The sequence below is a fragment of the Ruegeria sp. AB9 genome, from assembly GCF_056542585.1.
Window position 1 is genome coordinate 15,078 of the sequence record NZ_JBQGAA010000018.1, and the last position, 24,009, is coordinate 39,086.

Annotated in this window: 21 protein-coding genes and 2 pseudogenes; 11 read left to right on the forward strand and 12 right to left on the reverse strand. The window is 55.2% G+C overall.

Annotation, left to right across the window (positions count from 1 at the left end):
- Positions 1-14: 14 nt before the first annotated feature.
- From ACR0K5_RS22355 to ACR0K5_RS22375, 5 genes and pseudogenes are all read right to left on the reverse strand, one after another.
- The gene (locus ACR0K5_RS22355; RefSeq protein WP_480631754.1) at positions 15-1,694 is read right to left on the reverse strand and encodes an ABC transporter permease subunit; all 1,680 of its coding nucleotides are present in this window, start codon (positions 1,692-1,694) and stop codon (positions 15-17) included.
- Positions 1,691-2,719, reverse strand: a complete 1,029-nt coding sequence (locus ACR0K5_RS22360) for an ABC transporter ATP-binding protein (protein WP_480631755.1) — start codon at positions 2,717-2,719, stop codon at positions 1,691-1,693. The genes ACR0K5_RS22355 and ACR0K5_RS22360 overlap by 4 nt, the downstream gene beginning before the upstream one ends.
- 124 nt (positions 2,720-2,843) lie before the next feature.
- Complete coding sequence (locus ACR0K5_RS22365; RefSeq protein ID WP_480631756.1) at positions 2,844-3,851, reverse strand: ABC transporter substrate-binding protein; 1,008 nt, start codon at positions 3,849-3,851, stop codon at positions 2,844-2,846.
- Positions 3,852-4,090: 239 nt separating this feature from the next.
- Positions 4,091-4,786, reverse strand: a complete 696-nt coding sequence (locus tag ACR0K5_RS22370; RefSeq protein WP_480631801.1) for a LysR substrate-binding domain-containing protein — start codon at positions 4,784-4,786, stop codon at positions 4,091-4,093.
- A 24-nt stretch (positions 4,787-4,810) separates the two neighbouring features.
- Positions 4,811-5,002: pseudogene (locus ACR0K5_RS22375) on the reverse strand (helix-turn-helix domain-containing protein); the annotation flags it as partial.
- A gap of 121 nt (positions 5,003-5,123) precedes the next feature.
- Between ACR0K5_RS22375 and ACR0K5_RS22380 the strand changes: the two are divergent.
- The 6 genes from ACR0K5_RS22380 to ACR0K5_RS22405 are packed head-to-tail and all read left to right on the forward strand — an operon-like array spanning position 5,124 to position 11,379.
- Positions 5,124-6,179 (forward strand): dipeptidase, encoded by a 1,056-nt coding sequence (locus tag ACR0K5_RS22380; RefSeq protein WP_480631757.1) that lies wholly within the window; start codon positions 5,124-5,126, stop codon positions 6,177-6,179.
- 35 nt (positions 6,180-6,214) lie between these two features.
- Positions 6,215-7,810, forward strand: a complete 1,596-nt coding sequence (locus tag ACR0K5_RS22385) for an ABC transporter substrate-binding protein (RefSeq protein ID WP_480631758.1) — start codon at positions 6,215-6,217, stop codon at positions 7,808-7,810.
- The gene (locus ACR0K5_RS22390; RefSeq protein ID WP_480631759.1) at positions 7,811-8,869 is read left to right on the forward strand and encodes an ABC transporter permease; all 1,059 of its coding nucleotides are present in this window, start codon (positions 7,811-7,813) and stop codon (positions 8,867-8,869) included.
- Positions 8,866-9,777, forward strand: a complete 912-nt coding sequence (locus ACR0K5_RS22395; RefSeq protein ID WP_480631760.1) for an ABC transporter permease — start codon at positions 8,866-8,868, stop codon at positions 9,775-9,777. Before ACR0K5_RS22390 ends, ACR0K5_RS22395 begins: the two co-directional genes overlap by 4 nt.
- On the forward strand, positions 9,774-10,622 hold the full coding sequence (locus ACR0K5_RS22400; protein ID WP_480631761.1) for an ABC transporter ATP-binding protein: 849 nt from the start codon (positions 9,774-9,776) through the stop codon (positions 10,620-10,622). Before ACR0K5_RS22395 ends, ACR0K5_RS22400 begins: the two co-directional genes overlap by 4 nt.
- 1 nt (position 10,623) lies before the next feature.
- On the forward strand, positions 10,624-11,379 hold the full coding sequence (locus ACR0K5_RS22405) for an ABC transporter ATP-binding protein (protein ID WP_480631762.1): 756 nt from the start codon (positions 10,624-10,626) through the stop codon (positions 11,377-11,379).
- A gap of 142 nt (positions 11,380-11,521) precedes the next feature.
- On the opposite strand, the gene ACR0K5_RS22410 is transcribed toward ACR0K5_RS22405, so the two are convergent.
- The 3 genes from ACR0K5_RS22410 to ACR0K5_RS22420 form a co-directional block, all read right to left on the reverse strand.
- Positions 11,522-12,223 carry an RNA polymerase sigma factor gene (locus tag ACR0K5_RS22410; RefSeq protein WP_480631763.1) on the reverse strand — a complete coding sequence of 234 codons (702 nt, stop codon included), beginning with the start codon at positions 12,221-12,223 and terminating at the stop codon, positions 11,522-11,524.
- On the reverse strand, positions 12,220-12,648 hold the full coding sequence (locus ACR0K5_RS22415) for a plastocyanin/azurin family copper-binding protein (RefSeq protein WP_480631764.1): 429 nt from the start codon (positions 12,646-12,648) through the stop codon (positions 12,220-12,222). Before ACR0K5_RS22415 ends, ACR0K5_RS22410 begins: the two co-directional genes overlap by 4 nt.
- 98 nt (positions 12,649-12,746) lie before the next feature.
- Positions 12,747-13,166, reverse strand: a complete 420-nt coding sequence (locus ACR0K5_RS22420; protein ID WP_480631765.1) for a hypothetical protein — start codon at positions 13,164-13,166, stop codon at positions 12,747-12,749.
- A gap of 973 nt (positions 13,167-14,139) precedes the next feature.
- On the opposite strand from ACR0K5_RS22420, the gene ACR0K5_RS22425 reads away from it, so the two are divergent.
- The 3 genes from ACR0K5_RS22425 to ACR0K5_RS22435 all read left to right on the forward strand — a co-directional run bounded on the left by ACR0K5_RS22425 (position 14,140) and on the right by ACR0K5_RS22435 (position 17,851).
- Positions 14,140-15,063, forward strand: coding sequence for a type IV pili methyl-accepting chemotaxis transducer N-terminal domain-containing protein (locus ACR0K5_RS22425; RefSeq protein WP_480631766.1), 924 nt, complete (start codon positions 14,140-14,142; stop codon positions 15,061-15,063).
- A 47-nt stretch (positions 15,064-15,110) separates the two neighbouring features.
- Positions 15,111-16,004, forward strand: coding sequence for a type IV pili methyl-accepting chemotaxis transducer N-terminal domain-containing protein (locus tag ACR0K5_RS22430; protein ID WP_480631767.1), 894 nt, complete (start codon positions 15,111-15,113; stop codon positions 16,002-16,004).
- Between the two features lie 83 nt (positions 16,005-16,087).
- Positions 16,088-17,851: an OmpA family protein gene (locus ACR0K5_RS22435; protein WP_480631768.1), complete on the forward strand. Its 1,764-nt coding sequence runs from the start codon at positions 16,088-16,090 to the stop codon at positions 17,849-17,851.
- Positions 17,852-18,055: 204 nt separating this feature from the next.
- Here ACR0K5_RS22435 and ACR0K5_RS22440 read toward each other — a convergent pair whose 3' ends face one another.
- Positions 18,056-18,445: a nuclear transport factor 2 family protein gene (locus ACR0K5_RS22440; protein ID WP_480631769.1), complete on the reverse strand. Its 390-nt coding sequence runs from the start codon at positions 18,443-18,445 to the stop codon at positions 18,056-18,058.
- Positions 18,446-18,541: 96 nt separating this feature from the next.
- Here ACR0K5_RS22440 and ACR0K5_RS22445 point away from each other — a divergent pair.
- A pseudogene (locus ACR0K5_RS22445) lies at positions 18,542-18,853 on the forward strand (winged helix-turn-helix domain-containing protein); the annotation flags it as partial.
- Between the two features lie 126 nt (positions 18,854-18,979).
- Positions 18,980-19,750 carry an alpha/beta fold hydrolase gene (locus ACR0K5_RS22450; RefSeq protein WP_480631802.1) on the forward strand — a complete coding sequence of 257 codons (771 nt, stop codon included), beginning with the start codon at positions 18,980-18,982 and terminating at the stop codon, positions 19,748-19,750.
- 334 nt (positions 19,751-20,084) lie between these two features.
- On the opposite strand, the gene guaD is transcribed toward ACR0K5_RS22450, so the two are convergent.
- The 3 genes from guaD to xdhC all read right to left on the reverse strand — a co-directional run bounded on the left by guaD (position 20,085) and on the right by xdhC (position 24,009).
- Positions 20,085-21,422 (reverse strand): guanine deaminase, encoded by a 1,338-nt coding sequence (gene guaD / locus ACR0K5_RS22455; RefSeq protein WP_480631770.1) that lies wholly within the window; start codon positions 21,420-21,422, stop codon positions 20,085-20,087.
- Positions 21,423-21,485: 63 nt separating this feature from the next.
- On the reverse strand, positions 21,486-23,087 hold the full coding sequence (locus tag ACR0K5_RS22460; protein ID WP_480631771.1) for a xanthine/uracil/vitamin C permease: 1,602 nt from the start codon (positions 23,085-23,087) through the stop codon (positions 21,486-21,488).
- Between the two features lie 43 nt (positions 23,088-23,130).
- Positions 23,131-24,009 (reverse strand): xanthine dehydrogenase accessory protein XdhC, encoded by an 879-nt coding sequence (xdhC, locus tag ACR0K5_RS22465; RefSeq protein ID WP_480631772.1) that lies wholly within the window; start codon positions 24,007-24,009, stop codon positions 23,131-23,133.

Consider the following 24,009-nt stretch of genomic DNA (forward strand, 5'->3'; position numbering starts at 1 on the left):
CCCTGAATTCCCTTTTAGGACTCGGGTTTGCGCGACAACAGCGCGACAGATGTTTTCATCAACCCAAGCGAAATGGCGACCACTGCCATAACACAGCTTGAAAAAGCGGCGGCCTGAGATGTCAGTCCGGCATCATCCAACCGCATGATTGTCACTGCCGCCACATCGAGTTTGGGTGTGGTCAGAAACACAACCGCTGACAAAGTGACCATTGATCGCATGAAGAGGAAAAAGAAGACGGATGCCAGCATAGGCGCCACAAATGGCACGACAATTGTCGCGGCCGTTCTTGCCATTCCGGCCCCCAGCGAGCAGGCTGCTTCCTCAAGTGCTGCCGGGAATTGACGGAACCCTGTCATCACCGTCAGAAATGCCTGAGTGTGATAGTGATAGAAGTTGACGACGGCGATCAGAGCTGCCGTGCCATATAGCAGATACAGTGGCGTTGACGTCGAGTTGAACGTCAGAATGTAGGACAGGCCAAGAACAATCCCGGGTACTGCCGCGGGCATTGCTGCAAGTACCTGTATCGCCTGTGCGGGCTGTGGCGGCAATTTCCGCAATCCAAGCGCCAGGACGAAAATCAGAAACGTACCGCCTGCCGCTGCACCCAGTGAGATGAGGATCGTGATCCACAGCGACGAATAACCACCGGCCAGCGTGATACCGAAATGCTTGAACGTCAGATCGAAATTATAGGGCCAAAGCTTCACGAAGCTCGCGTAAATCACAATACCGATGACTGAGACGATCATCGCCATAATGAGGAAGCAAACCAGCGCCATGGGAATGTCGCGGCGCGGGCTGAAAACCGGGACAAACCTTTGGATATTGGTGCTGTTCTGATTTCGTTGGCGCTTCATCGCCTGACGTTCGATGACATACGAAACCACTGTCGGCAGCAAAAGCATGATGCCAACAACAGCGCCGAGGTTGAAGTTGCGTAACCCGATCACCTGTTTATAGATTTCGGTTGCCAGAACCGAGTAATCCCCACCGATTACCGCGGCATTCCCGAAATCCGTGATGGTGATGATGAATACGACGAAGGCGCTGTTCAGCAGGGCAAATATGGTTGCCGGCAAGGTAAGGTCCCTGAATTGACGACCGGGTTTGGCGCCCATCACTTCGGCCGCTTCGTAGATTCTTGCATCCAGCAGAACCAGAGACGCACCAATGATCATGACCGCTTGCGGCAGCGCATAGAGGGTGTTCGAAATGAGAAGGCCCCAAAATCCATAAATATCCAGCTCAATACCCAGTGCACGGCTGACCAGCCCGTTGCGGCCCAGCAAGAAAATCAGCCCTAATGCCTGAACCAAAGAAGGCGCGAGAAGAGGCAGAACGATCACGACGCGGATCACCCATTTGCCTGGAAATGCACACCGGTGAAGGCCATGCGCTATGATGAAACCAAGAAACACGCTGACGACCGTTGTTGCCAATCCCATCGTCATGGAATGCCGCGTGGCGCGCCAGAAACCGCTGGATTGCAGAACTTCTGAATAATTTTGGAATCCATAGGTCCCGTCCGGCGTCGTGATCGAGCGCAGGAAAACGATGATCATCGGATAGAGGAAAAACAGAGCCAGCCCGAACAAAGGCACCGCTATGCAGACCGCTGCTACCAGTTTGTCACCGTCAAACTTCCGGTCGGGTTTTGCCGGGGTGGCAGGCATGTCAGCGCAAGTCATGCCGCATCACCCTGCACATCATTCGCAACCCAGGTCATTGCCGACGGGTCAATTTCGAGGTCCACGCTCTGCCCTTCGGCCAAAGTGACTTCGCCGTGGGTTTCCGCAACAAGCTCTCCCAAAGGGCTGTCCAGACTGAGCCGGGTAAGATTTCCGAGGAAAGACAACGACCTGACTGTAGCTTTCCCGGATGCACTTGCCTGAACCCCAATTTGCTCTGGGCGCAAGCTGGCGATGAACTGATCGTCTTTGCCTTTGGGTCGATCGACCAGAAGGTCGGGCATGGCCTGCCTGATCCGACCGGTGTCGATCAGATTGCTCGTTCCCATGAAGTCAGCAACAAACCGCGTTTTTGGTCTGTGGTACAGTTCATCCGGGCTGCCCGCCTGCACAACAACTCCGTGGTTCATGCAGATAATCTTGTCGGCCAGCGCCAGGGCTTCCTCCTGATCGTGGGTCACCATCAAGGTCGGAATGCCCAAAGCCCGCTGTACTTGCTTGATTTCATCTCGCAGCGTAGCACGCACTTTGGCGTCTAAAGCCGAAAGCGGTTCATCCAGCAATAAAACCCGAGGGTCGACGGCAATCGCTCGGGCCAGCGCAATCCGCTGCTGCTGTCCACCTGATAACTGCCCGGGGTACTTGCCGGCAACGTGCGGAAGTTTGATCATTTCGAGCAATTCCGTCACACGATCAGAAGTCTTCGAAGCATCCTGACCCCTGATTTTCAACCCATATCCGATGTTTTCGGCAACGGTCATATTCGGAAACAGAGAATAAGACTGAAACACGATGCCAAAATCACGCTGACGGGCAGGTAGCTTCGAAATGTCCTGACCCTGGAGAATGACCTGACCGTCATCGATATCCGTCAACCCGGCAATTATGCGAAGCAAGGTGGTTTTGCCGCAACCGCTCGGACCCAGCAGGCAAACAAACTCGCCCTTCTCAAGGGATACTGTGACATCATCCAGTGCGATGAATGACCCATATTTCTTGGTTGCGTTTTGGACAGTCAGATACATTGCGGCTCTTTCACAAAGGCTGCCTGAGGGCGGAACGGCCCCAATTGCATTCATTTGTTGTTTTTGGAAATTTTATTGGAGCTGGGGGTGGCGGCAAGGCCATCCCCAGCTTTCCTGTCAGTGATTACCGGCCGAAACGCTCTCTCCATTCGGCCTTAATTTCATTCTGTCTTCCAGCGGACTCGACGAAATCGACCGGTGCCAGAATTGTGCTGATATCTTCCGGCAAGCCGGCATCTTTGGCTAACCCGGACATTTCCACACCCGGAGCTGTGACAAGCGCCTTGTATTGCCCAAAGAGCGCGAGCGCATCTTCACTCATCGACCAATCGAGGAAACGTTTTGCCGCGTCCTTGTTTTCGCTGCTGCTCAAAACTCCAGAAGCTTCCAGTTCGTATCCCGTTCCGCCTTCAGGGAAAACCATCGCAAGCGGATAACCGTCTTCGATGGACTTCATCGCTGTGAAGGCCAGCGAGATGCCAACTGTGTATTCGCCGACCCGTGCCGCCTTGCATGGCTTAGAGCCCGAAGATGTATACTGGGCCATGTTCGGGTCCACTGCTGACAACTGTTTCCAGCCATCTTCTACGCCGAGGCTTTGCAAGACGGCGTTGACGTGCAGATAGCCGGTACCGGAAGAGTTCGGATCAGGCATCAGAACCTCGTCCTTGAACCCCGGAGCCTCCAGGTCGGTCCAGCTCTTGGGCATTTCCAGGCCCTTGTCCTTCAGGCGTTCCGTATTCACGCAAAATGCGCCCATATAGCCGATCTGGGCGAACCACCGGCCCTCAGGATCGCGAAACTCCGGGGCAAGTGTTTCAGTTCCGGCCACTTCCATCGGCTCGAGCAGTTCCAAAACCTGCGGGTCCATCATGGCCGTAACCGCCCATCCCCAGATCACATCAGCCTGTGGATTGTCCTTTTCGGCAAGTAGACGGGCACCCAGCTTGCCCGTGGACAGGCGCAGAATGTCAATCTCCAGATCCGGCATCGCCTCCTGAGCGGCTTCCAGATAAACCGCGATCTCTTCTTCCTCCAGAGCACTGTAGATCGTCAGTGACTCGGCCATCGCCGAGGTCGCTGCGCCAATTGCAAAAGCTGATGCGGCGATTTGTGATGTCGTCTTGTTCATTTTGCTGTCCCTGTTTGTTTGTCTGCGACCCCGGCGAATGTCTCAGCGTTTCTGGCGGAAACGTCTTCAACATGAAGGTGTGCATATTTGTGTAATTTTGTGTTTTAGTGGTTTTTTGTGGTTTTGACAACAAGAAACTCAGCACGGCCCAGCGGTCGTGTTGCAAACTATTTCATTGGCAGCATCAGTGGAGATGGTGGTTTGGTTAATCGGTCAGAGATCTGTTGCAGAGATTTGAATTAACTCGGGTCTGAAAACGGATCGGGAGGTGTATTCAGTCGAAGATGCCGCATGAAAGCCCGCGCGATTCTTGGAACCGGTTTTTGATCTGATACGACAAAGTGACCACGGTACCGCATTGGAGACTCGAAACGGACAAATGCCAAGTCGGGAGATCGGTAGTGGTAAACAGGAAAGGGATTGATAACAGCCAGTCCCAATCCTTCCCGTGCCATATCCGCGGCGGCGAAAGAAGTGGAAACTTCTGCAACTATCTTCGGTTCGGCGCGAACCTGATGAAGCAATCGGTCAAGTTGTCCGCGCCGCCCATGTCGATACGTTAGGGCGACCAACTCCTGTTCATGCAAGTCAGCTGGTGTAAGTACCGAACGTTCAGAAAGTGGATGCTCAGGACGCATGACACAAACTGCTGGTGACTCCCGAAATGGAATGAGTTTGATTCCAGCGCGGCTTTGTTCAATCCCGGTTACCGCCAGATCAAATCGGTTCTCAAGCACACCAAGCGTAACCATATCTGATGTTGTAACTTCCAGATTAACGAAAAACCCGGGGTTGCCACGAATGAAGCTTGCGATGAGGGAAACGATATATCTGTGCGCATAGCTTGGCGGTGCGACGAGACGTAGTGTTTCCCGCACAGATTCGCCCGGACCGTCGATCCTGTCCAATGCCTCGAATAAGGGATCCAGCCTCATATTGAGCCTCACAGCCTCCTGCGTGGGCCGCAGCCTGCCAGCGTCGCGTTCAAACAGCGTTCTGCCCAGTCGAGCCTCAAGGCTGCTGACGGACCGGCTTATGGCAGACTGGGACAAGCCAAGCTGACGTGCGGCTGACGCGGTTGTGCCAGACTGCATGAGTGCTCGGAGTGCCTGATATTCCGGCAGAGAATGCCAGTTGCGCGGTTTCTTCATTGCCAGATGCTTACATGATTTCGACTAGCTCTATGAATAAAACTCATCGATTTTTTTTACAATTATGATGATAGCGTCTGCTAGCGTATATCGAATTGATACTAGATCGGGTGACGCCAGGTTGACTACTTCCCCCCTAATCATTGATGGACATAACGACGTTTTATCGAAACTGTCGTCGTCAGGTGGCCTGTCTGAAGCTGGTCGTTTCGTTACTGGCCTTGATGGTGCAATTGATCTTGCCAAGTCCAAAGCGGGTGGATTTGGGGGAGGTTTCTTTGCGATCTGGGTCCCATCCCCCATGGACGTCGATGCCAAGATGGAAGAGATGGTTCAGCCCAGCTATGATCTGCCGCTTCCTGACCAGATCGATGCTGAAGACGCATTGCCTGCGGCTTTGAGCCAGATTGCCATATTGCTGGAACTGGAACGGTTGGGTGCATTGAAAGTGGTCCGTTCGGTTTCAGATATTCGGGCCTGTATGGCGCAGGGTCAGATGGCGGCCATATTCCATATCGAAGGCGCTGAAGCGATTGATGCCGATCTGCATTCACTCGATGTTTTCCATGCGGCTGGGTTACGTTCCCTCGGGCCGGTCTGGAGCAGGCCGAACATATTTGGCCACGGGGTGCCGTTCAGATACCCCTCCGAACCAGATACCGGCCAGGGCCTGACAGATCACGGTTTGCGACTTGTGCAGCGCTGCAATGCGCTTGGCATCATGTTGGATTTATCTCACCTCAATGAAAAAGGGTTTTGGGATGTGGCGCGATATTCAGATGCGCCGTTGGTTGCGACGCATTCAAATGCTCATGCAATCTGCCCACACGCGCGAAATCTGACCGATGACCAGCTTCGGACCATTGCGGAAAGCGATGGGATGGTTGGTCTGAACTTCGCAGCAGCGTTTCTGCGTGAGGACGGGCGGATGCTGTCCGACGTGCCTTTGACACAGGTCCTGAAACACCTTGATCACCTGATCGGGATATTGGGCGAAGATCGTGTCGGGCTTGGATCGGATTATGACGGGGCGGTGGTTCCGGACGACGTGACAGACGTCTCAATGCTGCCCCGATTGAGAGATGCCATGGTGAGCCATGGATACGGCGAAGAGCTCGTCAAGAAGCTCTGCCATGCAAACTGGTTACGGGTTCTGGAGAAAACCTGGGGATCGTGACCGTTGTTGAAAGACTAGATGACAGAGAGGACAAAATGAACGCATTTAATAGATTGCTTACCGGCGCGGCGCTGGGATTGGCGCTGGCCGTGACCTCGACTGCGGCAATGGCGGAAACACCGCCGAATATGCTGGTAATCGCGCACCGCATCGACGACATCACCACGCTGGATCCTGCGGAGAGCTTTGAATTCGCCGGATCGGATGTCAGCCGGAATGTTTATCAGAAGCTCGTCAACTTTGACCCGTTGGATCTGGAAGCGGGCTTTCAGCCGGATGTCGCCGAAAGTTGGGATGTCTCAGATGACGGCAAGTCCATCACGTTCAAGATTCGGGATGGGCTGACATTCCATTCCGGCAACCCTGTAACCGCTGAGGATGTTCAGTTCTCACTGCGCCGTGCGATCATTCTGAACAAAACACCGGCCTTTATCCTGGCTCAGTTCGGGTTCACCTCGGAAAACGTCGAACAGACGATTGTGGCGGATGGAAACACGCTGACCATCACCACGGATAAGCCGTACGCGACATCCTTCGTTCTGAACTGTCTGACAGCCACAATCGGTGGAATTGTCGACAAGAAAACAGTGATGGAGCATGACAAGGATGGCGATCTGGGCAACGAATGGCTCAAGACCAATACCGCCGGTTCGGGTGCGTACAGTTTGGTAAGCTGGAAACCCAATGAAAGCGTGACGCTGAAGTCGAACCCGGATTTCTATCTGGGTGCGCCGTCAATGGAGCGCGTGGTCGTCCGACATGTTCAGGAGAGCGCCAGTCAGCGCCTGTTGCTGGAGCGCGGCGACGTAGATGTTGCGCGAAACCTTAACCCGGAAGATGTGGCCGGTGCCTCATCGGTTGCAGGTGTAAAGATCGCTGATGAGCTTAAGGGTCGTCTGATGTATGTTTCGCTGAACCAGAAACATCCCGAGCTCAGCAAACCTCAGGTACGTCAGGCGTTCAAATACCTGATTGATTATGAAGGGATGCGCGACAGCTTCCTGAAAGGTCAGTACACAATTCATCAGAATTTCCTGCCACAAACTTATCTCGGCGCATCTGATGAGAACCCATTCAACTTTGATGTCGAAAAAGCAAAGGCACTGCTGGATGAAGCCGGTGTAAGCGGGCTTGAAATTGAAGTTGGCGTGCGTGAAGCGCAGGAACGGATTGAAATCGCCCAGTCGCTGCAAAATGCGCTTGGCCAGGTTGGCATAACGATGAACATCACCGTTGGTACCGCCAAACAAATTCTGGCGCGGTACCGTGCGCGAGAACTGGATGTTTATCTTGGCGCATGGGGGCCGGATTATCCTGATCCACAGACCAACGCGGGGACCTTTGCCTATAATCCGGATAACTCGGATGCAGCCAATGCAACTGGTCTGTTGGCATGGCGGAATTCGTGGGATACCGGTGGCTTGACCGAGAAAACGGCCGAGGCCGTGGTTGAGAATGACACCGTGAAACGTGCCGACATGTACAACGAGATCCAGGCTGAGTTTCGTGAGACGTCACCATTTGTCGTTATGTTCCAACAGATTGAGCAATCGGCGCTGCGTGATAACGTCACGAATTTCTCGACCGGTCAGGCGATCACATCGGCATCTTATTGGCAGGTGACGAAGTAAATGGCGCTGGCCGAAAGACCATCAGAGGGGCGCCGCTCGGCGCCTCTTATCCATTGGGTCAAGAGCATTCTGAAAACTCTTGGTACCATTGCAATTACTATGCTGGGTCTGCTTTTCGTGACCTTCATCATCGGTCGCGTCATGCCGATCGACCCTGTGCTGGCCATCGTTGGTGAGCGCGCCTCGCAATCTACTTATGACGCAGTCTATCAACAGCTTGGTCTGGACAAGCCGCTGCTGGTTCAATTTGGATACTATCTTTGGGACGTCCTGCACGGGGACTTCGGCGACTCTCTACTGAACGCGCGCCCGGTTTCCGAGGATATCGCACGTGTCTTCCCCGCCACGCTGGAACTGGCGACTTTGGGCGTCCTGATTGGCATCTTTCTGGGTGTTCCGCTGGGTGTGATTGCCGCTGTTAAGCGGGGGTCCTGGATCGACCAGATTGCGCGTGTGGTCGCGCTTGTTGGCTATTCAATGCCGATCTTCTGGCTGGGGCTTATGGGGCTGCTGGTCTTCTACGGGATACTTGGCTGGGTCGGCGGTCCGGGTCGCTTGGACATTTTCTACGAAGATATAGTTCCCACGCGAACAGGGCTGATTCTGATAGACAGTGCCATTGCCCAGGATTGGGATGTCTTCCGCAATGCGTTGTCCCACATCATACTGCCGGCCGCTTTGCTGGGGTACTACTCGCTTGCTTACATCAGTCGAATGACGCGATCCTTCATGCTGGAACAGCTGTCAGCGGAATATGTCATTACTGCCCGCGTCAAAGGCCTGTCAGAGCGGCAGGTGATCTGGCGTCACGCTTTCAAGAATATTCGAGTGCAACTGATCACAGTGATCGCGTTGAGTTATGCCAATCTGCTGGAAGGTTCAGTTCTGACCGAGATCATCTTTAGCTGGCCGGGGATCGGCAGCTATATCACAACCGCTTTGCTGAGTGCCGACATGAATGCCGTTCTAGGAGGAACAGTGGTGGTCGGGCTGATCTTTATCTGCCTGAACATATTCTCGGACCTTCTTTACCGTTTCTTTGATCCGAGGTCGAAATGAGCGACATGACTTTGCGTCAGTGGCTGCTGACCGACGAACCCACATCCCGCCGACATGCCAGATTGGCCAGTTTTTACAAAGGCTGGCTGACGCTGCGATCAAACTCGATGGCAATGGTTGGGTTAGCGATCCTGGTAATCCTCGTATTTACTGCTGTCTTTGCACCTATCCTCGCGCCATATGATCCGTTTGTTCAAAATCTGTCCAGCCGACTGCTGCCCATCGGAGCCGAAGGACACTTGCTTGGAACCGACAGCTTGGGGCGGGATATTCTGTCACGTCTGATCTATGGCGCGCGCATTACGCTGTACATCGTGGCGTTGGTGGCACTCATCGCTCCGGTCGCGGGGCTTCTGGTTGGAACTGTCGCGGGATATGCGGGGGGGTGGACGGATGTGATCCTCATGCGTATCACCGATATCTTCCTCGCGTTTCCACGGCTTGTTCTCGCGTTGGCCTTTGTAGCTGCGCTTGGGGCGGGGATCGAAAACGCGGTGCTGGCGATTTCGCTCACGGCATGGCCGCCTTATGCGCGGATGGCGCGGGCCGAAACACTTACGATCCGATCGACCGACTACATCAACGCGATCCGCCTTCAGGGTGCCGGGCCGATGCGGATCATCACCCGGCATATCTGGCCGCTGTGCATCTCATCGTTGATCGTGCGGGTCACACTTGACATGGCAGGGATCATTCTGGCTGCGGCCGGCCTTGGTTTTCTTGGGCTGGGGGCACAACCTCCAAGCCCGGAATGGGGCGCGATGATTTCGGAAGGCCGCAGGTTCATCCTTGATCACTGGTGGGTAGCCACAGTGCCGGGGCTTGCGATTTTTACCGTTTCACTCGCCTTCAACCTGTTGGGCGATGGGCTGAGGGATGCGCTCGACCCGAAGGATGGTGGACAATGACCCTGTTGGATATCGAAGACCTGTGGGTGCGGTTCCCGACCCGTCAGGGTGTGTTTGGTGCGGTGCGCGGCGTCTCTTTTTCGCTGGGGCGAGAACGTTTGGGTATCGTCGGCGAAAGCGGTTCCGGCAAATCAATGACAGGGCGGGCCATTCTGCGTCTGATCCGCAAACCGGGTATCGTTGAGGCCAATCACATCAATCTGGAAGGCCAAGACCTGCTGAAACTCACTGAACGCCAGATGCGCGAGGTGCGCGGTAAACAGATTTCCATGGTGATGCAGGACCCCAAATTCTCACTGAACCCGGTGGTTTCGGTTGGAGAGCAGTTAATGGAAGCTTACCTTCAGCACAATTCTGGCTCCAGGGCGCGTGCCAGAAAGATGGCGATCGAGATGTTGGATGATGTTTCGATCCGTGATCCCGAGCGAGTGATGCGGGCTTATCCGCATGAGGTATCAGGTGGGATGGGACAGCGTATCATGATTGCGATGATGCTCATTCCAAACCCCAAGATACTGATCGCTGATGAACCTACTTCGGCACTTGATGTCAGCGTTCAACGGCAAGTTCTGAACATTATGGACGGGCTGGTCAAGGAACGGGGAATGGGTTTGATTTTCATCAGCCACGACTTGAATCTGGTGTCCGAGTTCTGCGATCGCGTTCTCATCATGTATTCAGGTCGGATTGTCGAGGTTTGTGAAGCTGACAAGCTGCACAAGGCCCAACACCCCTATACCCAAGGGTTACTGAATTCACTCCCGCGGCTGGATGAAAAACGTACTCACCTGAGTGTCCTGACCCGCGATCCGGCCTGGTCCGACGCGCCGAGCGTGAGGGGTTGAAATGACTGCGTTGGAAATCAGGGACCTGAATGTTTGGTTCGGTCATGCGCACGACCGCGTTGATGCGGTGAAGGGTGCGAACCTTGAGGTTATGCAGGGCGAGAGCTTCGGTCTTGTGGGTGAAAGTGGTTCAGGGAAGTCGACTATTCTACGTGCAATAACGGGACTAGCGCCGTATTGGTCGGGCAGTATCAACGTTGAAGGTCAGCCACTTTCCGGGTCCAGACGGGACCGATCCTTCTTTCGCACTGTTCAGATGGTTTTTCAGGATCCATACGCTTCATTACATCCGCGGCACACGGTTGATCAGGTTCTCAGCGAAACAATTCATCTGCATGGGTTAGGTGATATCGACAAACGTGTAGCTGCGCTGTTGGACGATGTCGGACTTGGTCAGCGTTTCCGGTTCCGGTATCCGCACCAACTCTCTGGTGGCCAACGCCAACGCGTGGCGATCGCACGAGCCTTGGCCGGTGAACCAGACATATTGCTTTTGGACGAACCCACATCTGCTTTGGATGTCAGCGTTCAGGCCGAGGTCCTCAATCTGCTGACTGATCTGCGCAAACAGCGCGGACTGACTTATCTGATGGTATCCCATGATCTTCCGGTTATCGCACATATGTGTGAAAAACTGGCCGTTATGCGAAATGGTGAGATTGTCGAAGTAATGTCCTCGGAAACTCTGCGCATGGGGAAACCCAACCACGAGTACTCCAGGCAATTGCTTGCTGCGTCGGTTGTTCCGCACCAGTAGCGATTGTCGTTTCGGTTTGGAACGGGCGGGTCTCACTAAGACTTTTGGCGGCGCCATTTTTCTGGTTCTCACCACTTCTGAGGGGTCGCACGCAGCTAGGATGCCCATCCCCCCACGGCATCTTCGGGTCGTGTTTTCGTCCTCAAAGTGCACCATTCGCGCGTAATCGCGTTACAATGCGATCGGTTAATTCAGCGCACTGATTGCCGCCAAATGGGAAGATTGCTTCGAACCCGCCCCTGACCCGGTCTTCGATTGTGGTTCGCAACCGGCGGCGAGCGCGAAACAGGCGTGTTTTCACGGTTATCGGGTTGATCTGAAGTTCGCTAGCGATGGCAAGAACACTCATGCCTTCTGCCTCGCGCAGCAGGAACGGCAGTCGCAGATGGGGCGGCAGGTCAGATACGGCGGCTTCAAGCAAGTCTCTCAATTGCGCGCGCCCGAGTGTTGCATCGGGGAGTTCGGCGTTTTGACCTGGGAAAGAAATCACCCTTGATGAGCTGGTTTCAACCACGGTGTCATATTCTTCGGCAGGGCGCGTTCGCCTGCGCTGCATTCGCGCGGTATTGATCACGATCCGAGTGATCCAGGTTGAAAAGCTGGCATGCTCACGAAATCCGTCCAGTTTGCTGAACGCAGAGAGATAAGCCTCCTGCAGCGCTTCTTCTGCGTCGGTTTCGCTGTCGACGATACCCCGGGCAACGCGAAAGAGTCGGGGATTCAGGCGACGGATTAGTTCCCGGACCGCCAGTTCGCTGCCTTCACGCGCGGCACTTACAAGCTCTGTTTCGGACTTGGCCGCATCGGCTGAAGCTTGTTGCCTTAGGTTCGTTTGGACCTTCATGATCGATCCTCCCTGCGAACGATGTCTTCCGAAAGGATCCTCTGTACCAAAGGCAAAGCTGCGAGGACGTCTTCCGACACGTCGCTCCGGTCGTTTGAACTTCCCTCCCAGCCGAAATCTCCCGGGGCTCCTACCACTATACGGCCGACCATCGCAGCCATCTCGTGGGGTAGGCAATAATAGTCATATACTCCAGGCGCGGTCAGCGTGACTTCAAAATTCTCACCCGGAAGTAGAAAGTCGCTGTCCCAAGGGTCGGCTGCAGCGGGAATGCGCCGCCTTCGATCATAGCTCGCAGGATGATAAGCGGTTGCCGTATGACTGTTGGCGTGATCGCGATTGGTGAACCGGACGATTGTGCCCGGAGACACCGCAAGACCAACAGGATCAAACCAGACGCGCTCGCCGCGCGGGCTTCCGCGCATCTCAACCGTTGTGGCCGGCCGCGCAAGGGCGCTCCGCGAACCAGCGAAGGATGCAACTGCGCATCCTCCCAGCCATACAGCACGACGTCGTGTACAAATCATTCGGCCAGACGTTCTTTTGCCTTTTCGTCGTGAAACAGAACGACATGCGCGTGCGGTTTATCCACGCCGGGATGCCCGGCGTTGTAATAAATATCTGTCGAACTGACTGTGTGTGACCCGATGGTCAGGCCGTCGAATGACGTACCGCCTTGCAGATCGTCAAGTGGGGTCATGTAGACCGTGGCGGACAGCCGGCCGTCGCGATCATAGGCGAGGAACGGACCAGCGGGTAGGGTGGACGGGTCCACGAAAAGCGTTCCCAGACCTGGAATGAACTCGGGCAGGGGAAGAACATCGCTCACTTTTACATAAGGATCACCTGCGGGAGAACTCGCGAGGGCTAGCTCATCATGAGCTTTCGCAACTGGTGCGGTAGCGACGATAAATCCAACGGCAACTGCTGTCTTTCTGAGCATGGCTGGGTCCTTTCCAGGGTTTTGTTTGGGTGCGCATTCGTGCGCTCCTGGTTCCTTGGATGCAGGATGAGAGGAAAAGTTCCCGAATTTGGACGAATTTGCGCCAGCAGGCCGAGATTACGTCCAGTGAATTCTCTTTCGGCCCTTCAGGCGCCATGGATTTTCGATACCTCAGCTTTTCTGATCATCTGCGCAGATTTGGTGCGTAAAGTACCGGATGGGATGCGATCTACATCGACATTCGCGCGACGGCGTGTGGCTTCCATCCTTGGGTGGATTGCGGGCCTGCCATCCGCGACGCGGCTTATGCTTAGCGATGTATCGTCAATATCAAGGCCGCTCCGGATGGCAGGCCCAATCGTTCCAAAAACGCGTGAACATGATCTTTGACAGTCAAAAGCGATATACTGAACTGTTTTGCAATCACACGGGTCGGATGGACTTTTTTAATTAAATCAGCCACCCGTTTCGCCATATCCGGTTTGCCTTTGTTCGTATCCAAGGGCGTACCGATCAGGCTGCTGAATTCGAAATCCGGATACAAATGCAATCCAGGCCCGGCGGCTTTTGACGCCTGCCGGTCGGACGCGTTTGATGGCGCAGTGGTCAATCTCAATGCGTCGACAGGCAGGGCGAAATCTGTAGATCCGGCGTGAAATCCTCGTTCCGTCAGAAACTTCGCAACAGAACACTCGGCACTACCGTCCGAAGATCTGAGTGCGAAAGACGCCTCGGCAGAAGTCTACTTAGAAGCGAATTTCAGCAACAAAATTGACCGGGCCAGACAATATTCCAGTTTTTGCAGATTAGAATTGACCCAGATCAAATACGACCGTTCAAGCCGCTGATATGGGGCGAAAAACCTAAGAACAGATGGTTTCCAGAATTGCAAAGTACCTCTCCAAACAGCAAAAGTTTTCAACTCAGACTTGTGCATTGCTGCCTTGACCAAGGCCCTCGCGTTGTTGAAAAGATGATGGGTCGCGCCAAAACTGCAATCGACGGTTGCCGCAAATCGGCAAAGCTCGTTAACGCGGCCCTGATTGCGTTGGCGCTGACTGCTCCGACCGGGGTGCTGGCACAGTCGGCCTCATTGCCTGACGATCCTGCTGCACAAGCCGCAAACAGGATCAATATCGCCGGGCGTCAAAGGATGCTGTCTCAGCGCATGGCGAAAGCTGCCTGTTTGATGGCGCAGGATGTCGCCACCACCACAGCTTTCGATCAGCTGACCCAGGCACATAGTCTTTTTATTCGCGCGGATGATGCATTGCGTACGGGCGACCCCGAGTTGGGACTGGCTCCGGAGGAATTCGGCGCCGTTCTGGATGCTCTGAATGAGATCAATCCGCATTGGGAGGTGTACCGGGACATCATTGACACCGGGATCAGGAACTCGGCGATCGAGAACGCTGAGCTTGAAAAGCTCGATGACGCAAGCCTCAAGGTGCTCGAGTTCATGAATAAGGCGGTTTACACAACCGCACGGGCCTATGCCTCGACAACACCAGAAGTGCCGCTTGGTCTGGCGATTACGATCGACGTTGCCGGACGGCAACGCATGCTGACTCAGAAGGCTGTGAAAGAAGCCTGCCTGATGCGGGTCGCGACAGACCCAACGGTGCAGGCCGCACGGTTGGAAGAGACGGTCCGGCTGTTTGACCGTTCGTTAGTGGCGCTGCTGGAAGGCTATCCCGCTGCAGGCGTGATCCCACCTTCCAATTCCGAACTGTCCCGCAAACTGAGGGAAGTGTCGGATCTATGGGGGCCGGTGAAGGATATTCTTGATCGCGCAGCTGCCGATGGAGAGTTGTCGGAGCGAAACCTTGCGACCCTTGCCAGACAAACGGAATCGCTTCTGCGGACAATGAACGAAGCTGTCGTGATGTACCGGTAGCCGTATCTCCCCCGAAAGCAGAATTCCTCAGAATAAAAGGACTAATAATGATCAAAACGGCTCTGACCGCATCCCTCGTGGCGTGTGCTTCCATTGCTCCTCAAATCGTGAACGCACAGGACAGCGCAAAGGTCGACCAGGTCACGCATCGCGTGAATATCGCCGGGCGCCAGCGTATGCTGTCCCAGCGGATCACAAAAGCCGCCTGCCTGATGGCGCAGGACGTTGGATTTACCACGTCATTCGACCAGATGACTCAGGCGTATGGTCTGTTCCTGCAATCCGACAACGGTTTGCGTAACGGGGATGCAGATCTAAACCTGGACGCGGAAAACAATGAAAAGGTGTCTGCTGCTCTTGGTGCGATTGATACTCATTGGGCGGCGTACAAGGCAACCATCGAAACCGGCATCGAGAATGCCACAATTGCCAACGAAGAACTGGACGAGCTGGACGGCGCAAGCCTGCGAGTTCTGAAGTTCATGAATATCGCTGTCTACAAGATGGCGCGGGCCTATGCTTCAGAAACCGCGTCGGTTTCCCTGAACCTGGCCATCACCGTCGATATCGCTGGACGCCAGCGTATGCTGACCCAGAAAGCCGTGAAAGAGGCATGTCTGATGCGGGTTGCGGCGGACCCTTCGGAACAGGCAGCACGTCTGGCCGACACGGTCGAGCTTTTTGACACCTCCCTGTCAGCGCTGCAGGACGGATTTGCGGATATTGGCGTCATCGCACCGCCTACACCGGAAATTGCCCGGAAACTTCGCGAAGTCGAAGAGTTGTGGAACCCTGTCAAAGCCTTGCTGGCGCGCGCCGTAAGCGGAGAGATTCTGTCGGATCGCGATCTGTCGGTTCTGGCCCGCGACAGTGAACCGCTGCTGCAACGTATGAATGAGGCCGTCGGTCTGTATACGACGACACAACAGCCTTCGGAATAAAGACCCCCGTCCGGGGGATGATCAAGGTCGCCATCACCTCCGGTCCTTCAGCGCACCCACTTGGCGAGATGGAGTAAACCCAGATGTCTCATACTTCCTGGCTGTCAAAATCAGTCCTGGCATTCAACACCAGACGGTTTGCCGCAACCGCCGGTATGCTTGCATCGGCTTTTGCTTTTGAAGCGGGTGCGCAGTCTGCAAACGAAGTTGAACTGACCACGCATGACGGAAGAACGAGTGTCCGCGGTGTTATCCTGGAGTATGACGGGGTCACTTATGTTCTTCAGACCAAACTGGGGACACTCAGGCTGTACGCAATGATGTTGAGCTGCTCCGGTTCTGGCTGCCCCGGGGCGGACCAAGCCCCCGAAGAGCAGGAATTGGAAGAGGAGGCTGTGGACACGCGTGTTACACTGGTGTCCCGAAGCGACGATACCGAAGTGGTCGGCGAACTGGTAGACTACAGTAACAGCTATTACGTTGTCGAAACGCCTCTGGGCAGTTTCCAGCTATCCACGGACCGTGTCGACTGTCTTGGCGCGGCCTGTCCCGACCTGAACCTCTATGATCCGAAAGTCACTCTGCGTGCCGGAAAAATTGCTGTTGATTTCATGATGCCCGCGCTGCTGAGCGAATACGCGCGGGACCGGGGGCATCGTTACCACATTGAGGAACAGGCCGAAGGACATTCGGTTGTTACTCTGGTGAGCGGTGAGGATGGTTCTGTCGTCGCCGAGATCGACATGCAACCTGCTGGCGCAACCGAAACCGTCTTCGCCCCCGATATCACGATAACAGATCAGCAGACGGGCCCAACCGGCAACGAGCATGAATATCTGCTGGCAACCGGGGGGCAGGTTCTGATCGCTGCGGATAAAAACCCCGTTCGCGATCTGAGTTCCGAAGAAATCTCTGACATCTTGTCCGGTGATCTTCAGTCATGGGAAAACCTGGGTGGCGGCAATACACCGGTCACATTGCACCTGATGGAAGGGGATAATCCCGCGTTCCTGCTCCAAAGAATTTCGGGCAGGTCGGATGATCATCTGGCGGCAAATACGGTCTATCATGCTAACGCGGAAGACCTGATCTCTTCGGTACGCACAGACCGTACTGCCCTTGGTGTGCTGGACCGCGTGCAGGCAATGCGTGGAGGGGCAGATATGCTGTCTATTCGCAAAGTCTGCGGCCTTATGTCAGAACCGTCCGATTTTGACATGAAGATTGACAACTATCCGCTTGCACGTCCGGTTGTCGCCCAAGCAAAACCCGAGGGCCTGCACCCGGTTGCCGACGATTTCCTGCAATGGGCACAAACCGACGCCGCGCAGGCCGTGCTGGAGGATGCGGGTTTTGTAAGTGCCCGTCTTCAGCGCATGAAAATCCAGGACATGGGAATTGCCCTGATCCACGCTGCCGCCGTCGAGCCTGACTTTGACGGCAACGAGTTTTCGTCCATGATGCGTGAACTGCGTCGGGCCGACCGTCTGTCGATCACCTTCCGCTTCGAAAACGGCTCCAGCAAGCTGGACGAAGAGTCGATGCTGAATATCCGGGATCTGGCAAACCGGTTGCGCAAAAGCGAATTCGACGGGCTGGAACTTTTGCTTGTCGGATTTGCAGACAGTGTGGGTGATGCACAGCAGAATACGCGCCTGGCACAACAGCGTGCCGAAGCAGTGCAAAAAGTAATTGCTTCCGAATTCGCAGCTGAAGAATTGTCTCAAATCAACATTCAAGCGCTCAGCTTTGGCGAGCAGATGCCGCTCGACTGCAACGACACCGCCCAAGGTCGCGCCAGCAATCGGCGTGTGGAAGTCTGGGTCCGAGTGCCTGAAAATACGTGAGGTGCGTCGACAGGCAGGATTGCCAAGTTGTCCGGGCGTGATTGAGAGAGGCGAGACCTTTGGGCTATTGGTCGCGATGTCCGGCTGCACTCTCTTTCCAGAGGGCGAAGGCATCCGCTATGGCGTGACAGCACGAGACGGAGGAAAAGCGAAACAAAGCGGTCTTCCACGGTGACGACCGCAATGTCCGGTTGGCTTAGAGGCCTAACCGCCTTCCGCTTGTTTCGCATAGGACTTGGCGTCAAACCAACCCCGCGAAGACTGAACCTTCAAATCAGCGTTCAAGTCCCATTCCTCCCAACCATGGATCTTTAGTGGCCGGTCAGTAGCAGCGTCGTGCCCTGTAAACGTCCATAAAAAAAGAACATGATCTTCCGAGATGCGTACATCATCGCATATCAGTGACAAGTCAGGCACATCCCGGAAAAAGCCGGCCGCCATATCACGCACACGGGAATTTCCGGACCACGGTTCACCCCGGTTGATCACGATTTCACCGTCGTTTGCGTAGAATGACGCAACAGCTTCCGGCGATTTCGAGTTCCAGGCCTTTGTATAGCTCTGCGCAATCTGCATTATTGTCATCAGGTTCATCTTGTATACCTCTTGGTTTCTTCGCGTGACTCAATCATCGGAAATTCGGAGCAATTGCGCTTGAGGAGAGCTTGAGGAAACGCCTAGGATTTTATTGTGATTGACGCGGCTTCAATACGAGACTCTGGCCGAAGCGCTGAGAGGTACACGTTTGGTGATTTCACGCTAGACGTAAATCGGCACACGCTAACAAAGTCTCACGATGCAGTATCAATCGAGCCAAAGGTCTTCGATCTTCTCAGACTCCTTGTCGAAAATGCCGGAGAATTGATTACGCGCGACAGAATGATTGCCGAGGTTTGGAAGGGTCGCCTGGTTTCGGACTCCGCGATCAGCGCATGTGTCGCATCGGCGCGACGCGCGGTGGACGACAATGGGCGGAAACAGGCTGTTATCCGAACGGTCGCGCGGCGCGGTTTCACTTGTTGTGCAGTCGTTGAAGCTGAGGTCGTCGCTCCTCCGCAACCCCAGAGAACACTGTCGCCAAAGCTTCGGTTCACCAAGACCCGAGAGCAAAAGTCCCTTGCTTATGCGTTGGCTGGCGACGGCCCGCCGATCATCTACACAACCTTCGGCGGGACCAGTATAGAGGCGAATTGGTCTTCGCCGTTTTTCCGCCCGCTATTTGATGCAATCTGCGCGCAAAATACGCTGGTCTTCTTTGACGAAATTGGCAGCGGTCAATCCGAGTTGGACATGGCGTCAGCAGGAGTTGAGGCTGTGGCGCACGAAATACTAAGCGTGGCCGATGCCGCAGGGCTCGATCGTTTCGGGTTGTTTAGCCAGTCCGGTTCTGCACTGCCTGCAATATACCTTGCGGCACATTATCCTGAACGTGTTTCAGCAATGGTTCTGAATGGAGGATACGCCGAAGGACGTAATCTACGCCCGGAAGCAAGCGGTATTAAAGAAATGTTTGGTATGATCTCTGAGGCTTGGGACAACCCGGACAGCAACTTTCTTCTCGCGTACGCGTTACTTTATTTCCCGGAAGGCCCAATTGAGATGGCCAAAGACATTGTAGAGATCATGAACAAGTCTTGCCCTGCCGAGAACATTATAAGAATGCGGCAGGCCATGAACAACGCGTCAGTGGTTGATCTGCTTCCACGAGTGAAGTCCCCGACATTGGTCGTGCATGCGCGCAGAGACGCGATCCACCCTCTGGAACAAGCGCGAATGCTGGCGGCCGGGATTCCTGAATCCCAGCTTCTTATCCTTGATTCTGCAAATCATGTTCCAATGCCTTACAGCCCGGATTGGGACGCATTCTTGGAGACAACGATCAGCTTTTTGAATGCGTGAACCGATCCAACAGCCCGGTGCTTTGTTCGGAAAGACATAAGAGAGTGTTTTGGGAACCAGACATTCATGTATCGAGCAGCATTCGACAGTATGGGCTCAATCCTGTCATTCTCTGCGGGCCTTACAGACCGGTGGAGTATCAATGGCAGTGTCATAAACTTCTGACGAGGGCATGGCCGGCTTTAGGCAGGACACACTTATCCTGCCAGTTCGTTAAAATGCTAAAAGCCGGAATTTCTTGCGGTGGTGAATTGGCGTTTTCGCACCATGTTGGCAATCTCGATCCCGTCCAAGATAGATGCCACCGCACCACCAATACAGAGCTACAATCATTTTATGCCTGATGCATCGCAAGTTGGGCGAGAGCACTCCGACCAGAGGTGGACTTGCTTGGCGCCCCTGCAACGTAGACTTCCTCGATCGCGCGATCATCTCCCATCATCTGCAGTACAAACAGTTCTTCCGCAAGGTCGCCGACTCGATCCATGCGCAGGGCCATGGCTGGGGTGCTGCGTGCGTTCAGGACAACGATATCCGCCTCGGTTCCGGGGTCTAGATTTCCGATTTTGTCTTCCAGACCCAACACGCAGGCATTGCCGTGCGTCGCCCAATGGAACGCCTGCAGGGGATGCAATGCCGCTCCTTGCAATTGCAGGATCTTGTAGCCTTCGTTGAGAGTTTGGAGCATCGAGTAACTGGTGCCGGCACCAACGTCTGTCGCGATCCCGTTCTTGATACCACGTGCGCTCAGACCGTCATGATCAAAGAGGCCACTGCCAAGAAACAGGTTCGAGGTCGGACAGAACACAGGGTGTCCGCCGGTTTCGGCAAGTGCGTCGACTTCGCGCGGCTCAAGATGAATGGAGTGCCCCAGCAGTGTTTTTTGACCCAGCAGACCATAAGATTGATAGACGTCCAGATAATCGCGCGCTTGTGGGTAAAGCTGCTTGGTAAAGGCAATTTCATCCTTGTTTTCTGATAGGTGAGTCTGGATGTGGCAATCTGGATGTTCGTGCGCAAGTGCCTGTGCCATTGCCATCTGTTCCGGCGTTGACGTGATCGCAAACCGAGGCGTGATGACATAGCCGTTTCGCCCCTTGCCGTGCCAATCCGCAATCAGGGCTTTGGTGTCATCGTACCCGGTTTGCGGCGTGTCCTGCAGACCTTCGGGCGCATTGCGGTCCATCAGGACCTTACCGCCAAGCATGCGCATGTTTCGTCTGGTCGCCTCTGTGAAAAACGCATCCGCCGATGTTTTGTGGACCGAGCAGTATGCGACTGCGGTCGTGGTGCCGTGGGTGACAAGCTGATCAAAGAACGCCCGTGCCATGTTTGCGCTGTGCTCGTCCGAGGCGAAACGGGTTTCTTCCGGGAACGTATAATTGTTGAGCCAGTCCAAAAGCTGCGCCCCCCACGAGGCGATCACCTGTACCTGCGGAAAGTGAATATGCGTGTCGATAAAGCCAGCCATCATCAGATGCGGGCGATGGTCCGTCACCGGCACACCCCCGGCTTTTGCGCTGATCTCGGCGAAGGGGCCGGTATCCTGAATAATCCCGTCTTGGATCAATAGGGCGCCGTCTTCGAGATACGTATATGCGCCGGAATCCTCGCCGCTTTGGGGTTCATGATGAAAGGTCAGCAGACGACCGCGAAGCAATCTCTGTGTCATGGGAGTCTCGTACGTAAGGTAGGGAAAGGGTAGGGGGCAGCCACGTGACTGCCCCGCTATGGATCAGGCCTGTTGCGCAGGCGAGTCGTCGTCGATCAGATCAGGCTCATCGGGTACGATCACGCGATGCTCGAGATCCTCTTTAGGCGCGAACATCGGGTAGACGTAGAGGAACGCGCCAATAATCAGGTAGCCGATGGTGATCCCGTCGAACTGAGGCATTTGCAGTGTGTAGGAGTGGATGATCCCCACGGCCGACATCAGCCCGCCTGCAACAGCAAACGCTCCTGCCATTCGGAAGCGACCGTCGATTACGTCCGCTACGATGGCACCCCAGACCAGACCCGTAATAATTGCACCCTGGCTCAGGGCAAGGTGTCCCTCATAATGAGCTCCTTCCATGAGAAGAGCTGCGGTCAGACCTTCGTCACCCAGCGAGGGCAGACCCTCGACACCGGTGCTGCGCAGCGCGTTCATCAGTGACCCCCATTTGACCATCAGGAAGGCCGAAATATGAGGCAGGATCGCAAAGGATACCGCGGCCATGTGCATCGGCTTCACAGCCCAGGCCGTGTTGGTGATCAGGCTGACCGAGACAAAGACCAGTACCGGGGCTGCGGCAGCAATCGGGATCAAGCCCGCAAGGAAGGACAGGAAGCCGAGGAAGGCAGCCGCAGCGATAACAACAGCCACGCCAACAATGTATCCGGCATGTGCGTCAAGCCGTTTGTAAGCGGGATGGCCGATGTAAACTGTTGTCGGGAAGGGCGAGCCAAACAGCGCACCGAGCATCGTGCCCGCACCATCCGTCACCTGGCAAAGCCCGACTGGGTAGTGGTCTCCTGCTGCTTCGGCGGACTCTACATTATTCATCGTTTCGATGAAGTTGTAGATTTGCACCGGGATCAACACCAGAAACAGTTCGGGGTTGGCGAACAGATACTGCACACCGGCGATAAGGTCACCGATATAGGGGATTGGCGGGTAAAATCCGATGCCGCTGACGTCGACTTTGGATTCACCAAGGATGATGGCAATCACCGTACCGGCAGCAATCGCAACAAGACCGGCCGGGACGTTGCCCGGAAGACGAAAACGCCCGATCAAACCCCAAAGGATAAACAGCAGCGACGTGAATCCGATGATTGGGTTCTCGAATACTTCGGCCAGCGGCACGGAGCCGATGAAAACCAAAGCGATACCACAAAGCGTGCCCAGCATACCGGCGCGCGGTGTTATCCGCTTGAGATACGGTCCCACGATGGCGCCCAAGGCCGCAACGATGCCGCCCATGAACCCGGCGCCGATGCCTACTTGCCATGCGAGCATTGGATCATTGGTTGCCCAATAGATGGGTCCGATCACACCGAACAGGTAGACGAACATAACTGGCGTCGAAATGCCGTAAGGCAAGGCGGTTACATCTTTGCCTTGCTTGTTCGCCGCGTATTTAGCGAGATATGTGTAGACCGCAACACCTGCCAAAATCGCGATGGCGGCACCGGGAACGATGCGGCCAAAGACGATTTCGGCGGGCATTTGAAACACGAACTGGCAGACCCCGGACAGGATCAGCAGGTTCACGAGGTTGTCGGTAAACAGCGCCCAGAAAGCGCTGAAATCGCTGCGGGTAAACAGCTTGTATTCATAGGTCCTCCCGTCCATGACGGTCTCCTCCTCTGATATGACCGGAATTGCCCGACAGATGTCAGGCCGATCTCCCTCTCCGGTCGTGATGGTGGCCCACCTGGGGCGCCTGGTTTGCCCCGGTCGGGGCGGTCGCGGCAGTTTCAGAGGTCAATTCAGCCATCACCTCGGCCACCACGAAGGTGGCGATGACGCTGGGCCGCTTGTCGCGGCTACCGCTTGCCCCAATGGGGCATTTCAAGTGTTCGATAGACTGTCCGTCGCAGTGTTTGTGTGCCCAGTTCCTAAGCTTCACCCGCTTGGTGGCAGAACCGATCATCCCCACATAGGCGGCGTCCTGACGTTCCAGCGCTGCGGACGTCAGCAGGAAATCCAGACCATGGTCGTGGGTCAGCACGATGAAGGCGCTGCCAGCGGGAGCACCCCAGATTTCGGCTTCGGGAATTGCGCTTACCCGAGTTTCGACATTTGCGGTGCAAAGCTCGATTTCTTCAGCCCGAGTGTCGACAAGGATGCAGCGCACAGGCAGGTGCTGAAGCTGATTGGCCAGCGCACGTCCCACATGACCGGCACCCATCACGTAAACATGTGGCAATGCTTCGTCGCGCTGTGCCGCGCGTTCAGTTGCGGCCCATTTGTCGGACGCACGCATGCGGGTCAGTTTCAGTTCGACGCGGCCGCCGCAGCATTGCCCGATTTCCGGACCAAGCGGCACATCCATATCCTGATGCAGCATCCCGTCACGCAGCATGTCACGCGCGGCGTTGATGGCCATGAACTCCAATTGGCCGCCGCCAACGGTTCCCCACAGCGCCCCAGGTGCCACGAACATCTCTGTCCCCTCATTACGCGGTGAAGACCCGCGCACGCGGGTAAGCGCAACGCGGATCACGCAATGCTGCGCGGACAGAAATTCGCTGAGAGAACCCGGGGCAGCCAT

What these genes read in the sequence shown, in the direction of transcription:
- ACR0K5_RS22435 (WP_480631768.1), top strand. Translation starts at nt 16,088, where the DNA reads ATGTCTCATACTTCCTGGCTGTCAAAATCAGTCCTGGCATTCAACACC.
- ACR0K5_RS22360 (WP_480631755.1), bottom strand. Translation starts at nt 2,719, where the DNA reads ATGTATCTGACTGTCCAAAACGCAACCAAGAAATATGGGTCATTCATC.
- guaD (WP_480631770.1), bottom strand. Translation starts at nt 21,422, where the DNA reads ATGACACAGAGATTGCTTCGCGGTCGTCTGCTGACCTTTCATCATGAA.
- ACR0K5_RS22425 (WP_480631766.1), top strand. Translation starts at nt 14,140, where the DNA reads ATGATGGGTCGCGCCAAAACTGCAATCGACGGTTGCCGCAAATCGGCA.
- ACR0K5_RS22430 (WP_480631767.1), top strand. Translation starts at nt 15,111, where the DNA reads ATGATCAAAACGGCTCTGACCGCATCCCTCGTGGCGTGTGCTTCCATT.
- ACR0K5_RS22390 (WP_480631759.1), top strand. Translation starts at nt 7,811, where the DNA reads ATGGCGCTGGCCGAAAGACCATCAGAGGGGCGCCGCTCGGCGCCTCTT.
- ACR0K5_RS22410 (WP_480631763.1), bottom strand. Translation starts at nt 12,223, where the DNA reads ATGAAGGTCCAAACGAACCTAAGGCAACAAGCTTCAGCCGATGCGGCC.
- ACR0K5_RS22420 (WP_480631765.1), bottom strand. Translation starts at nt 13,166, where the DNA reads ATGCTCAGAAAGACAGCAGTTGCCGTTGGATTTATCGTCGCTACCGCA.
- ACR0K5_RS22440 (WP_480631769.1), bottom strand. Translation starts at nt 18,445, where the DNA reads ATGAACCTGATGACAATAATGCAGATTGCGCAGAGCTATACAAAGGCC.
- ACR0K5_RS22355 (WP_480631754.1), bottom strand. Translation starts at nt 1,694, where the DNA reads ATGACTTGCGCTGACATGCCTGCCACCCCGGCAAAACCCGACCGGAAG.
- ACR0K5_RS22370 (WP_480631801.1), bottom strand. Translation starts at nt 4,786, where the DNA reads ATGAGGCTGGATCCCTTATTCGAGGCATTGGACAGGATCGACGGTCCG.
- ACR0K5_RS22395 (WP_480631760.1), top strand. Translation starts at nt 8,866, where the DNA reads ATGAGCGACATGACTTTGCGTCAGTGGCTGCTGACCGACGAACCCACA.
- xdhC (WP_480631772.1), bottom strand. Translation starts at nt 24,009, where the DNA reads ATGGCTGCCCCGGGTTCTCTCAGCGAATTTCTGTCCGCGCAGCATTGC.
- ACR0K5_RS22405 (WP_480631762.1), top strand. Translation starts at nt 10,624, where the DNA reads ATGACTGCGTTGGAAATCAGGGACCTGAATGTTTGGTTCGGTCATGCG.
- ACR0K5_RS22385 (WP_480631758.1), top strand. Translation starts at nt 6,215, where the DNA reads ATGAACGCATTTAATAGATTGCTTACCGGCGCGGCGCTGGGATTGGCG.
- ACR0K5_RS22415 (WP_480631764.1), bottom strand. Translation starts at nt 12,648, where the DNA reads ATGCGCGGAAGCCCGCGCGGCGAGCGCGTCTGGTTTGATCCTGTTGGT.
- ACR0K5_RS22400 (WP_480631761.1), top strand. Translation starts at nt 9,774, where the DNA reads ATGACCCTGTTGGATATCGAAGACCTGTGGGTGCGGTTCCCGACCCGT.
- ACR0K5_RS22460 (WP_480631771.1), bottom strand. Translation starts at nt 23,087, where the DNA reads ATGGACGGGAGGACCTATGAATACAAGCTGTTTACCCGCAGCGATTTC.
- ACR0K5_RS22365 (WP_480631756.1), bottom strand. Translation starts at nt 3,851, where the DNA reads ATGAACAAGACGACATCACAAATCGCCGCATCAGCTTTTGCAATTGGC.